General features: G+C 65.8%; 6 protein-coding genes. 5 read left to right on the top strand and 1 reads right to left on the bottom strand.

Annotated features, from left to right (window positions below; genetic code table 11):
• Positions 1 to 200: 200 nt before the first annotated feature.
• Positions 201 to 3797 (bottom strand): methionine synthase, encoded by a 3597-nt coding sequence (gene metH, locus ACQP1G_RS19105; protein ID WP_433206020.1) that lies wholly within the window; start codon positions 3795 to 3797, stop codon positions 201 to 203.
• A gap of 148 nt (positions 3798 to 3945) precedes the next feature.
• Here metH and ACQP1G_RS19100 point away from each other — a divergent pair, with 148 nt between their 5' ends.
• The 5 genes from ACQP1G_RS19100 (at position 3946) to ACQP1G_RS19080 (ending at position 13412) form a co-directional block, all read left to right on the top strand.
• The gene (locus tag ACQP1G_RS19100; protein WP_433206017.1) at positions 3946 to 4839 is read left to right on the top strand and encodes a PAC2 family protein; all 894 of its coding nucleotides are present in this window, start codon (positions 3946 to 3948) and stop codon (positions 4837 to 4839) included.
• A 99-nt stretch (positions 4840 to 4938) separates the two neighbouring features.
• Entirely contained in the window at positions 4939 to 7542 is a 2604-nt protein-coding gene (locus ACQP1G_RS19095; protein WP_433206014.1) for an AMP-binding protein, read from the top strand.
• Positions 7543 to 8074: 532 nt separating this feature from the next.
• The gene (locus ACQP1G_RS19090) at positions 8075 to 9214 is read left to right on the top strand and encodes an XRE family transcriptional regulator (protein ID WP_433206011.1); all 1140 of its coding nucleotides are present in this window, start codon (positions 8075 to 8077) and stop codon (positions 9212 to 9214) included.
• Between the two features lie 67 nt (positions 9215 to 9281).
• Positions 9282 to 13223 carry a CHAT domain-containing protein gene (locus tag ACQP1G_RS19085; protein WP_433206008.1) on the top strand — a complete coding sequence of 1314 codons (3942 nt, stop codon included), beginning with the start codon at positions 9282 to 9284 and terminating at the stop codon, positions 13221 to 13223.
• Between the two features lie 33 nt (positions 13224 to 13256).
• On the top strand, positions 13257 to 13412 hold the full coding sequence (locus ACQP1G_RS19080; protein WP_433206005.1) for a hypothetical protein: 156 nt from the start codon (positions 13257 to 13259) through the stop codon (positions 13410 to 13412).
• The last annotated feature ends 7 nt before the right edge of the window (positions 13413 to 13419 follow it).

The following is a 13419-nucleotide window of genomic DNA, read 5'->3' as shown; positions in this document are numbered from 1 at the left end:
ATTTCGATGCGGTGAGAATCACACCGCATCGTCCGGTCGGATAACGAATTCAGCTCGGAAACAGACCGATCGGTGTCGCCCGACCGCCCCTCGATGCCGGATTCGAGTAACACCTCACGGGCGCGCTCCCATGGCAGATCACTGGTGAGTCGATCTGCGCGGCGACGGTTTCGTCGTCCACCCGGTCCGAGGCCGATTCGTCAGGCGTTGAAGTACTTCGCCTCCGGGTGCAGTAGGACGAAGGCGTCGGTCGACTGTTCCGGGTGCAGCTGCAGTTCTTCGGAGAGCACGACGCCGATTCGGCTGGCCTCCAGCAGGTCCACCAACTTCGCGCGATCCTCCAATTCCGGGCAGGCGCCGTAGCCGAAGGAGTAGCGGGCGCCGCGGTAGCCGAGCTTGAAGTACTCCAGCACGTCCGACGGATCGGAGTCGGCGACCGAATGTCCTTCCAGCATCAGCTCTTCTCGGATGCGGCGATGCCAGTATTCGGCGAGTGCCTCGGTCAGCTGGACGCCGATGCCGTGCACCTCGAGGTAGTCGCGGTAGTTGTCGGCCGCGAAGAGCTCGTTGGCGAAGTCGGCGATCGGCTGGCCCATGGTGACCAGCTGGAACGGCAGCACATCGACCTGACCGGTTTCGCGGGCGCGCTCGCGCGAGCGGATGAAGTCGGCGATGCACAGGAAGCGGTCGCGCTGCTGACGCGGGAAGGTGAACCGATACCGTTGCGGCGCATCCGGATTCGGCTCCGTCAGCACGATCACGTCGTCGCCCTCGGAGACCGCGGGGAAGTATCCGTACACCAGCGCCGCGTGCTGCAGCACGTTCTCGGTGGACAGCCGGTCCAGCCAGTACCGCAACCGCGGCCGCCCTTCGGTCTCCACCAACTCCTCGTAGCTCGGCCCCTCGCCGCCACGCTGGCCGCGCAGACCCCATTGCCCCAGGAACAGCGCACGCTCATCGAGCAGTCCCGAATACTCGTGCAGCGAAATACCTTTCACCACCCGGGTGCCCCAGAACGGCGGTACCGCAACCGGCAGATCGGCGGCCACATCGGAGCGCGCCGGCACCTCGACCGGCACCTCGACCGCCTTGCGCTGTTCGGCGATCCGCTTGGAGCGCTCGTGGCGTGCCTTACGCTCGGCCGCCTTCTCGCGTTCGGCGATCGCGTCCGGACTGTCCGGATCGATCCCGCCGCCGCGCTTACGCGTCATGATGTCGTCCATCAGCCGCAGGCCCTCGAAGGCGTCGCGGGCGTAGTGCACATCGCCGTGATAGACCTCGGTGAGGTCGTTCTCGACATAGGCGCGGGTCAACGCGGCACCGCCCAGCAGCACCGGGAACTGGTCGGCGACGCCCTTGGAGTTGAGCTCCTCCAGGTTCTCCTTCATCACCACGGTCGACTTCACCAGTAGACCGGACATGCCGATCACATCGGCCTTCTTGTCGACGGCGGCGTCGAGGATGGTCGCGATCGGCTGTTTGATCCCGAGGTTGACGACCTCATAGCCGTTGTTCGACAGGATGATGTCGACCAGATTCTTGCCGATATCGTGCACATCGCCCTTGACGGTGGCCAGCACGATGCGGCCCTTACCACTGGCGTCGGTGGCCTCCATATGCGGCTCCAGGTAGGCGACCGCGGCCTTCATCGCCTCGGCCGACTGCAGCACGAACGGCAGCTGCATCTGGCCGGAACCGAACAGTTCGCCGACCGTCTTCATGCCGGCCAGCAGTGTTTCGTTGATGATCTGCAGCGGCGGCACCTCGGTCATGGCGGCATCGAGATCGGCCTCCATACCGGCCTTCTCACCGTCGACGATCCGCCGCTCCAGCCGCTCGAACAGCGGCAGCGCGGCCAACTCCTCCGCGCGCGAGGCCCGCGACGACGAGGTAGACACCCCTTCGAACAGCGACATGAGCTTCTGCAGCGGGTCATAGTCCGCGCCGCGCCGGTCGTAGACCAGATCCAACGCGATCTCGCGCTGCTCCTCCGGGATGCGGGCGATCGGCAGGATCTTGGAAGCGTGCACGATCGCGGAATCCAATCCGGCCTGCACGCATTCGTGCATGAACACCGAGTTCAGCACCTGGCGCGCGGCAGGATTGAGGCCGAAGGAGATATTGGACAGGCCGAGGGTGGTCTGCACGTCCGGATGCTTCTGCTTGAGCAGTCGAATGGCCTCGATGGTCTCGATGCCGTCGCGCCGCGACTCTTCCTGGCCGGTGCCGAGCGTGAAGGTCAGCGTGTCGATGATGATATCGCTCTCCAGGAGACCCCAGTTGCCGGTGATATCGGCGATCAGCCGTTCGGCGATCTCCACCTTCTTCTCGGCGGTACGGGCCTGCCCCTCCTCATCGATGGTCAGCGCGACCACCGCGGCGCCGTGTTCGGCGACCAGCTTCATCGTCTGCTGGAACCGGGATTCGGGTCCGTCGCCGTCCTCGTAATTGACCGAGTTGACTGCGCAGCGACCGCCCAAATGTTCCAAACCGGCCTGCAGGACCGGGGCTTCGGTGGAGTCGAGCATGATCGGCAGCGTGGAAGCGGTGGCCAGCCGAGATGCGAGCGCCGACATATCCTTGGTGCCGTCGCGGCCGACGTAGTCGACACACAGGTCGAGCATATGCGCGCCGTCGCGGGTCTGGTCCTTGGCGATATCGAGGCACTTCTGCCAGTCCTCGGCGAGCATGGCCTCGCGGAATGCCTTGGAGCCATTGGCATTCGTGCGCTCGCCGATCATCAAGATCGAGGCGTCCTGTTCGAACGGCACCGCGGTGTACATGCTCGATACGCTCGGCTCGTGCACCGGTTCGCGGCGGGCGTCCAGCGGCGGCAGCGTCGGCTCCACCTCGCGCACCGCGGCGGTGACCTGGCGAATGTGCTCGGGCGTCGTGCCACAGCACCCGCCGACCAGCGCGAGTCCGAACTCGGAGACGAAGCCGCGCAACGCGATCGCGAGCTCTTCGGGGGTCAGCGGATACTCCGCGCCGTGCGCACCGAGCACCGGAAGACCGGCATTCGGCATCACCGAAACCGGAACCGTCGCATGTCTGGACAGATGGCGCAGATGCTCGCTCATCTCATCCGGCCCGGTGGCGCAGTTCAATCCGATCATGTCGATGCCGAGCGGCTCCAGCGCGGTGAGCGCCGCGCCGATCTCACTGCCGACCAGCATGGTTCCGGTGGTCTCCACGGTGACGTGGGTAATGATCGGAATCCGCCGCCCCAACTTGGCCATCGCACGCTGACTACCGGTGACCGCGGCCTTGACCTGCAGCAGGTCCTGGCAGGTTTCGATCAGAACGGCGTCCGCGCCCGCCTCGAGCATGCCGAGCGCCGCCTCGGTGTAGGCGTCGCGCAGGGCGATATAGGGGGCATGACCCAGCGTCGGCAATTTGGTGCCCGGCCCCATCGAGCCGAGCACGTAACGCGGGGTCCCGTCGGCACTCGGGCCCATCTCGTCGGCGACCTCACGGGCCAGCCGGGTGCCGCGTTCGGACAGATCGCGAATCCGGTCGGCGATGTCGTAGTCGGCGAGGTTCGGCAGATTGCAGCCGAAGGTATTGGTCTCGACCGCGTCGGCACCGGCCTCGAAATAGGCGCGATGGATACTGCGCAGCACGTCCGGACGGGTGTCGTTGAGGATTTCGTTGCAGCCCTCCAGACCACGGAAGTCGTCCAGGGTGAGCTCGGCCGCCTGCAACATCGTGCCCATCGCGCCATCGCCGATGACGACACGCCGACGGAGCGTGTCGAGAAGCGTGGTATCGAACGCGGCGGGGCTGGACGCAGACATGTGATCAAGCGTAGTGGGCCGGTAGGACATGCCGAACCACCGTGCCGGTGTCGGGCACCACACCTGCCCCAGACAGCTGGACTCGCCGGGTGCCGCGCCGACCGCGCAAATTCAACGCCACGTCCGCACACGCCGTAGGCTGACCGGGGTGAACTCCAGTGAATCTCCGGTGTCACCCGAGCCGGAACTGCCGACATTGCGGGATCCTGTGCTGGTCGCCGCCTTCGAAGGCTGGAACGACGCGGGTGATGCGGCAAGTGGCGCCGTCGAGCATCTGGAACTGATCTGGGATGCCGAGCCGCTGGCCGAACTCGACTCCGAGGACTACTACGACTACCAGGTCAACCGGCCGACGGTGCGTCAGGTCGACGGTGTGACCAGGGAAATCCAGTGGCCCTCCACCATGCTCTCGGTCTGCTCGCCGCCCGGCAGCGATCGCGATGTGGTGCTGCTGCGCGGTATCGAACCCAATATGCGCTGGCGCAGCTTCTGCGGGGATCTGCTCGAGTTCATCGAACAGCTCGGTGTGCAGACCGTTGTCATCCTCGGCGCACTGCTCGCCGATACCCCACACACCCGGCCGGTACCGGTCACCGGATCGGCCTATAGCAAGGAAGCCGCCGAGCGGTTCAGCCTGGAGCAGACCCGGTACGAGGGACCGACCGGTATCACCGGTGTGCTGCAGGATCAGTGTGTGAAGGCGGGCGTACCCGCCGTATCGTTCTGGGCGGCCGTACCGCATTATGTCTCGCAGCCGCCGAATCCGAAGGCGACCATCGCGCTGCTGCACCGCGTCGAGGATGTCCTCGATATCGAGGTGCCCCTCGGTGAGCTGCCCAAACAGGCCGAGGATTGGGAGACCGCCGTCAACGAGATGACGGTGGGCGACGACGAGATCAGCGAGTATGTGCGCTCGCTGGAGGAACGCGGCGACGCGGCCGTCGAAATGAACGATGCGATGGCCAAGATCGATGGCGATGCGATCGCAGCCGAATTCGAAAAGTACCTGCGCAGGCGGGGTCCGGGTAGCTTCGGGCTGTAATCGGTTCGGGCCGTTGCGGTTCGACTTCGGACAATTCACCGAAAGTTCGCCAGGGGGCCACGCGTCGGTGTGGATAGGCTTGCCATCTAGACTCCTCGGGTGACTATTCACCGGATCGTCGCGCACCTTCGCACTTTCGACGACCGGATCGCCGTCCTCTGCCCTAGACCTCCATCGGCGGCCGTCACAGCAGCGGAATCGGTGCCGGATGGTTCGGAGCGGATCACCTATGCGCAGCTGGCGGCGCTCGTCGAGGAGTACGCGCGGCAGCTCGGACCGAACCGGCGGCTCGTCGCGCTCGCGGCGCGCAACGATATCGATTCCCTCGTCGCATATCTGGGCGCGCTGAGCGCGGGCTGCGTCGTTCTGCTCACCGCGGAGATCACCGGCGAATTGCTGGCCACCTACGATCCCGATGTCGTGATCAATGACGAGGTCGAGATCCGGCGCGAGGTCTCGGCGCACCGCCTGCATCCGGATCTCGCGCTGCTGCTGAGCACATCGGGCTCGACCGGTTCGCCGAAGCTGGTGCGGCTCTCGGCGGCCAACCTGCTGTCGAATGCGCAGGCCATCGCCGAATATCTGGGCATCGACGCCGATGATCGCGCCGCGACGACTCTTCCGATGTTCTATTGCTATGGATTGTCGGTCGTGCACAGCCATCTACTCCGTGGCGCGAGCCTGCTGCTCACCGACCGGTCGGTCCTCGACGACGAGCTCTGGGACCACCTCCGCGACCATCGGGTGACCTCGTTCGCGGCCGTCCCATACACCATCGATCTACTCGACCGCATCGGCTTCGACCGGATGCGGCTGCCCGATCTGCGCTACCTCACTCAGGCGGGTGGTCGCCTGGCACCCGAGCGGGTCCGCGCCTATGCCCGGCTCGGCAAGCGCGCGGGATGGGACTTCGTAGTGATGTACGGCCAGACCGAGGCCACCGCGCGGATGGCCTATCTGCCACCGGCATTGGCCGGGAAGCATCCGGATTGCATCGGTGTACCGATTCCCGGCGGCCGGTTCACCCTGGAGCCGGTGCCCGACAGCGATCACGAGGAGCTGGTCTATCACGGCCCCAACGTGATGATGGGCTATGCCCGGTGCCCGCGCGATCTCGCGCTCGAAGGCACGGTCGATTCCCTGCGCACCGGCGATCTGGCGCTGCGTACCCCCGAGGGCCTGTATCAGGTGGTGGGCAGGCGCAGCCGGTTCGCGAAGGTCTTCGGACTGCGCATCGACCTGCAGCGGCTCGAATCCGGTTTGGCCGCCGCCGGTTTCACCGCCTGCTGCACCGATAGTGGCGACCAGTTGGTCGTCGCCGCCGAGAATCCCGCCGAATCGCTCGCCGCGACCGCCGCCGAACTCTCCGGTCTGCCCGCCGCGGCCATCCACGCCTGCGCTGTCGCGGAAATACCGCGCCTGTCCAACGGAAAGCCCGACTATCCCGCGATCCGGCAACTGAGCGCACCCGAACCCGAGCCGCCGATACGCGATATCCGCGCGCTCTACGCCATCGCCCTCGGCATCGACCCCGCCTCGATCCGGCCCGACAGTACCTTCGTGGACCTCGGCGGCAACTCACTGACCTACATCACCACCGCAACCCGCCTCGAGCGCGCCCTCGGCCGACTGCCCACGAACTGGCCGGATCTGAGCGTCGCCGAGCTCGAGCGGGTTCCCCACGGCCACACCGCATTCGGCCGCTCGGTGGACACTCCCACCCTGCTGCGCGCCGCCGGGATCGTGCTCATCGCGGGCTCGCATATCGGCATGTTCGTGCTCTGGGGGGCGGCGCATGTGCTCCTCGGCGTCGCCGGATTCAATTTCGCCCGCTTCGCGGTCACCATGACCCCGCGCGCCGAACGGCTGCGCAACGCGCTGCGCACCGTGGCGCTCATCGCGATCCCGACCGCGGCCTGGGTGGCGCTCACGCTGCTGTTCACCGACTATTACAGCTGGCAGAACGTGTTGCTACTCAATAAGATTCTCGGCCCACGCGATAGCGACACCGCCGGGCACCTGTGGTTCATCGAGGTGCTGGTGCTGTTCATGACGGTGGCCGCGCTCTTGGTGCGCGTGCCCTTCATCGATGCTGTCGCGCGCCGTGAACCGTTCTGGTTCGCCATGGGACTGGTGTCGCTCACCATGGTGTTCCGGATCTGGTCGTTCGGGCTCTACCCGGCCAAGGATGTGCCGTTCTCACCGCTGGCCTGTTGGTTCTTCGCCCTTGGTTGGGCGGCCGCGAAGGCTACCGCGATCTGGCAGCGGCTACTGGTGAGCGCGGTGCTGCTGGTCTCGGTGCCCGGCTACTTCGGCGTTCTCGACCGAGAGCGACTCGTCATGGCCGGACTGCTGTTGTTGATCTGGCTGCCCGCGGTGCGGGTGCCCACCCTGGTGGCCGGGGTGGCCGCGCTGCTCGCCGACAGCTCGTTATTCGTCTATCTGCTGCACTGGCAGGTATATCCGCTGTTCGGGCAACACCATGTCGCGGCGCTGCTCGCATCACTCGGGGCCGGTGTGGTCGCGACGTGGACGATGGCGATTCTGCGGCGCAGGTCAGTCCTCGTGAAGAACTTCTTCGCGAAGGGCCTCGTCGCGAAGAGCGCAGCTCTCGATGGTCCACACCTGGGCCGCCGCGTCCTGGGCCAGCTTCGCGATCAGAATATCTCGCGGAATCGTCTGGCCGGCAAAGTGATCGAGTGACGGCACCACGACATGGTGCGCGTCAGCCCGCTTGAGCTCCTGGGTCAGCTCGGCGAATGCCGTGCCGTCACCGGAAGTCGATTCATGGAATGTTGCAGCGAAGCAGAGCCCTTCCTCACGAGCGAGGCTGCTCATCGCATCCTCTAGCTCGGCACTCTGGCCATCGGCCAGATCATCACGCAAGTATCCATAGATCAACGCGTCCACCCGAACCTCCATTGGATTGGGATCTCTCGCTGTTCTCTTCTGTGGATCACCCCCGTCGCCGAGGGGCACTGCGCACGCGCAAGAGCAGATGTTCTTACATATGAGGCTCGGCAAACCCTCCGCGCCCATATCCAGGATGTAGGACGCAAAACTGCGAGTGCAGGTGTCAACCCAGTGACATCTGTATGCCCTATCCGGGCCACCGAGCGTTAACTGATGAGATACTACAGATGTGGCCGCTGGAGACGATCGACCCGTCTGGGCTGTGCGTATGCGCTCCGAACGCGATGCGCGGGGGTGGTCACAGGCCGACGCCGTCCGTGTGATGCGCGCGAAGTCTACGCACAACCTGCCGACGGACAGTACCTTGCTGCGTAACTGGCGACGCTGGGAGTCGGGTGAGTCGCGACCGGATGATTTCTATGCACCTATTATCGCGGCCGCATTCGATACGGTGACAGCCGCGTTCTTCCCGAAAAACCGTCCCAACCGCGACGACGAGTTGCTTTCGGCCACCGGTATGGACACCCTCGAGTTCATCGGCCGACTGCGGATGTCCGATGTCTCCACCGCCACGCTAGATGCCATCCGGATCACCGCCGAGCGACTGTGTTGTGAGTATCCCTACGCCGATCCGCACGATCTGCACACCGAGGGCACCTCCTGGCTGCGCCGCATCACCTCGCTGCTGGACGGCCGACTGACGTTGTCGCAGCATCGGGAAATTCTCGTACTGGCCGGTTGGGTTGCGCTGCTGGTCGGTTGCGTGGACTACGACCTCGGCCGCCACACCACCGCCGAGGCCACCCGCCGCGCGGCCCATTCGCTCGGCCAGGAGGCGGACAACGCCGAGATCACCGGCTGGAGTGCGGAAATGGCCGCATGGTTCGCCTTGACCCAGGGCAACTACCGTGGCGCGATCGAGGCGGTCGCCCCGGCGCTGGCGAGCTGCGGCGAACTCGGCGTCGGTGTCCAGTTGTCCGCACAACGGGCGAAAGCCTGGGCCCGGCTGGGTGATCGGCGCGAGGTCGAGGCGTCGCTCGGTCACGGCCGAGCTATTCTCGGCCGACTCGACCATCCGACCAATCTGGACAATCATTTTGTGGTCGATCCGCAGAAGTTCGACTTCTACGCGATGGACTGCTGCCGGGTCGCGGGCGAGGACGCGCTCGCGGAATCCTATGCGCGCGAGGTGATCCGCAACTCGACCAGGGCCGATGGGACGGTGCGCAATCCGATGCGGGTGTCCGAGGCACATCTGACCCTCGCGGTCGTCGCCGTGCGCGCCCGCGACCTGGAGTTGGCGGTGCACGAGGGGATGCGGGCTCTCGCCGGAAAGCGCAGATCGCTGCCATCGCTGATGTGGATCGCGGGTGAGGCCGCACGCGAAATCATCGAACGGTTTCCCAGCGATCCGCGGGCCCGGGTGTATCTGGACGAGCTGCGTGCACTGTCGCCCGAGTGATCAGTTGCCCGTCGGTGTCGGCTGATTCACGGTAGTTTTGGCTCATCGCTTGCGGTTAGGGAGGGCGATGAATCGAGTTCGCGTCATTGTGCGTCGCGATGCGGACGAATCCTTGCGGACCACGGTGCTGGAAGCGGGTGCGCCGATCGCGGAACGGGTCGCGCCGCTGCCCGATCAGGTGTCGCTCGCCTGGGATGTGGTGGGCGGACAGCCGGAAACAGTGCGCAGGACGGTCCTTCAGATCGGCACTGCCCTGCGTGACGCACTGTTCGAACCGCGGACAACCTGGCACCTCACCCGGCTCGTCGACGGCTCCGAGACCGAGGTGGTATTCGATGTCGACGACGACACGATGCTGTTGCCGTATGAGATGCTCGTGCTCGCCGACGATATCCCGCTGGCCATGCGGCCGAATGTGGCCGTCTCGCGGCGGTATTCCGGTGCTGGGCAGCCCTCCCCCGTACTCGCACCGGGACCGATCAAGATCCTCGCCGCGGTGGCGGCGCCGACCGAAACCCACACGGCGAATGTCGCATTGGATGTCGAGGCGGAGATGCAGGCGATCCTCGACGCCGTATCGCAGGTACCGACCGAGGGTGGCGGCGGTGTGCGCATTCTCGAAGTCGCCTCGCTGCAGCAGATCAGCGCGGCTCTGCGGGCCGAGGAATTCCATGTGCTGCATCTGAGCGCGCACGGATCGGCGACGGTGCTGGAATTGGAGGATGAGGACGGCGATCCGGATGTGGTCGATGCCGCCGATCTCATTGCCGCACTGCGGGCGTCGGGGCGGGCGTTGCCGTTGGTGGTGCTGTCGAGTTGCGGTGGGGTCGATGGCGGACCCGCCGGGTTGGCGCGCACATTGATCAGTGGGGGTGTCGAGCGGGTGCTCGTCATGCAGACGCGGGTATCGGATCAGTACGCCACGCGGTTGGCGAAGTCGTTCTACGCCATGCTGTCGACCGGATCGGTCGCCTCCGCGTTGGGGCAGGCGCGCTATGCTCTCGAGCAGGATCGGCTCGCCGATGGAGCGGTGATTCCACCCGAGTGGTTCGTGCCGACACTGCTCACCGGGGTGGCGGAGCGGCCGCTGTGGCATCCGACCGCGCCGCCGCGGCCGCTGGGTCGGCGCACCCAGGCGCCGAGCGGTGCGACGGTGCGCGAGTTGCCGGTCGGATATCTGATCGGCCGCCGCGGACCGGTACGCGATATCGTGCGGCTGCTCGACGCCCCACGTGGCGGCCCGGGTGCGGTGATCACCGGGATGGGCGGACTCGGGAAGACGGCGGTAGCCGGACGAGTCGCCGCGCGCATGCGCGAGCGCGGCTGGCATATCGCCGAACATGTGGGGCAATGGAATCCGACGGCGCTGTGCGACGCGGTGCGCGCGGCCATCCAGGACGACCCGGCGCTGCGTACCGTGGCCGATGAGATCGCCCACGATGGTGACGGACAGGTGTTCAAGCATATTCATCGGCTGCTGGCGGGAAGCCGATTGCTCTTGCTGTTCGACGATTTCGAACAGAACCTGACCCGGCCGGGCGGCGCGGAATTCCTCGATCCCGGTTTCGCCGAACAGTTTTCGCAGTTGTGCCGCGTCGCGAGGACCGGACGACTCCTGGTCACGTGCCGGTATCCGGTTCCCGGTGGTCTCACCGAGGTCGGCTTGACGCCGTTGAGTCCGGCCGAGTTGCAGCGAATGTTCCTGCGGCTCCCCCAGATCAGCGGTCTCGGTCCGGGTGAGCGTCGGCTCGTCGCGCGGACTATCGGCGGTCATCCACGGCTCATCGAATTCGTCGACGCGCTATTGCGCGGTGGCGACGGCACATTGCGTCCGGTCGGTGCGAAGTTGCGCCACTTGGCCGATGAGCATGCGGTCGATCTCGGTCAGGACCGGTCGCTGGCCGAAAGTCTGGATACCGCGGTGGTGCTCGGCTCCCGCGATATTCTCGTGGACGCGCTGTTCGACCTGCTGGATGCGGCCGAACGCGAACTACTGCTGCAGATTTCGCTATCGCGGACGCCACTGCGTGATCTGGACATCTGTCATGCCCGCTTCGGTCCCGACGCGACGCGCACTCAGCGTCGGGAGGCCATGGCGGCCATCGAAACCCTGATCCGGTTGACGCTGCTGACCACCGACGACGACCGATATCTGGTGCACCCGTGGGTCTCCCAGGCACTCGACACCCGTCAGGGCCCCGATCGTATTCAGCGCCACAGCCGGGCCTATGCGATGCGGTTGGCCCGAATCTCCGCCGGTTTCCGGGATTTCGACGATTACAGCGAGGCATGCGGACATCTGCGCGCCGCGGGCAGGTACGCCGAACTCACCGAACTCGCCATCCCCTTCTGCCGGGAGTTGGATCAACTGCAGGTCTCCGCGCTGCTCGGCGAGATCATGCCGAGCCTGCCGCATGACACCCCCGGATATCTGGAGCTCGGCGACCGCGAGGTGCGGGCGTTGCGCCGAACCGGAAATCTCGGTGCCGCAACCAATCGCCAGACCGTTTTGGTCGAGGTGCTGCGGGCTCGAGTCCAAACCTCCTCGGGCAGTGCGGATGCCCGACGCGCGCTCGTCATCGGCCTGGATACCCTCGGCGAACTCGCCATGCTGGCGGGCGATCTCGGCACGGCCCGCGAGCACTACAGCCGATCCCTGCGCACCGCAAGGCATCTCACCGGTACCGATCCGCACAACGTCGATATGCAGCAGGTCCTCAGCCGCGCTTTGGAAAGCCTGGGCGATATCGCCGTGCGCACCGGTGATCTCACCGCCGCCCTGGCCCACCACACCGAGGCCCTTGCCATCCGACGCACCCTCGCCGATAGCGACCCCGACCGCATCGAACTGCGCCGCGACCTCGCCAACGCCTGCACCCGACTCGGCGACCTGGCGGTTCTGACCGCCGATCTCGATGGCGCACATCACCTCTACACCGAATCCCTCACGCTCCACGACGAGCTCACCGATTCCGGCCCCGACGCAGCCGAATCCCGCCGCGGCCTGGCCATCGCGCACGGCAAACTCGGCGACCTCGCCATGCGCGCTGGCCACGGCGACACCGCCGGCCGCCACTATCTCGAAAAGCTCCTCATCAGCAATGAACTGTCCCTGGCCGATCCCGGCGACACCGAAATAGCCCGCGATGTCGCCATCGCCATGCAGCAGATCGGCGACACCGCCCTGCTCTTCGAAACCCCCGAGGAAGCGGTCAATTTCTTCACCGAGTCCCTGGCGATCCACCGCGAACTCGCCGAGAAGGATCCGGGCAATGCCGAATACCAACGCGATCTGGCCATCGCCCTCAACCGCTCCGGCGATGTCGCACTGCAACTGGGCGAACTCCACACCGCCCGCACCCATTACACCCAATCCCTGGCCATCCACCGCAGATTCGCCGATGCCGACCCCGGCAATGCCCGAAATCAGCGCGACCTCAGCATCTCTCACGACAAACTCGGTGATCTGGCCATGCGCACCGCCGACTATCTGTCCGCCGACCACCACTACACCCAATCCCTCACCCTCGCACAACAACTCGCGACCGACGATCCGACCAATACCGAAAAACAGCGCGACCTGAGCATCTCCCACCATCAACTCGCCAAGGTCGCCGCCGCCACCGGCGCCTACACCCTCGCCTTCCGCCACAACACCGCGGCCCTGACCCTCACCCGCCGTCTCGCCGCGGCCGACCCCGAAAATCTGCAGCTACACCGTGACGTCGGCCTGATCCTGTCCGCCATCGGGGACACCGCAGAACGCGAGGACGACTACGACACTGCCGGCAAGGTCTACCGCGAAGCCCTGGCGATCGCCAAGGACCTCCTCGAAACCGACACCGCCAGCCCCCGCGCCCTGCGTGATATGGAGTTCGCCATGACCAACCTCGATCGTGTCCTCGACACGATCGACCCGAACCGGTCCGCCGGCACCGGCATCGACGCCGTCATCGAACAGGGCAGGGCCCTGCTCCGACGACTCCTACCTCCGCCTTCGCAGCCGTAAATCCGCAGGTAGTGCCTGCCGTCGCGCCATCAATTGCGCACCGTCGCAATACCCGAGAACGCGCAGGTGATCGCGTTGCACGACATCGCGATCGTTGCCGAGGACAGCCGCACCGAGCAGGTCGGTGAGCTCGCATCAGAAGTGCTCGCGCAGGTCGAGATCGGACTGCGGGCTCGATTCGAGCTGTGAGCGCCCC

This window comes from Nocardia sp. CA-107356 (genome assembly GCF_050946365.1).
Classification (GTDB): domain Bacteria; phylum Actinomycetota; class Actinomycetes; order Mycobacteriales; family Mycobacteriaceae; genus Nocardia.
Note: the sequence above shows the minus strand (reverse complement) of the source record. Positions and strands in the feature narration are given on the sequence as shown.

Coding starts and splice junctions, on each gene's coding strand:
- ACQP1G_RS19090 (WP_433206011.1), top strand. CDS start 8,075: ATGCGCGCGAAGTCTACGCACAACCTGCCGACGGACAGTACCTTGCTG.
- ACQP1G_RS19085 (WP_433206008.1), top strand. CDS start 9,282: ATGAATCGAGTTCGCGTCATTGTGCGTCGCGATGCGGACGAATCCTTG.
- metH (WP_433206020.1), bottom strand. CDS start 3,797: ATGTCTGCGTCCAGCCCCGCCGCGTTCGATACCACGCTTCTCGACACG.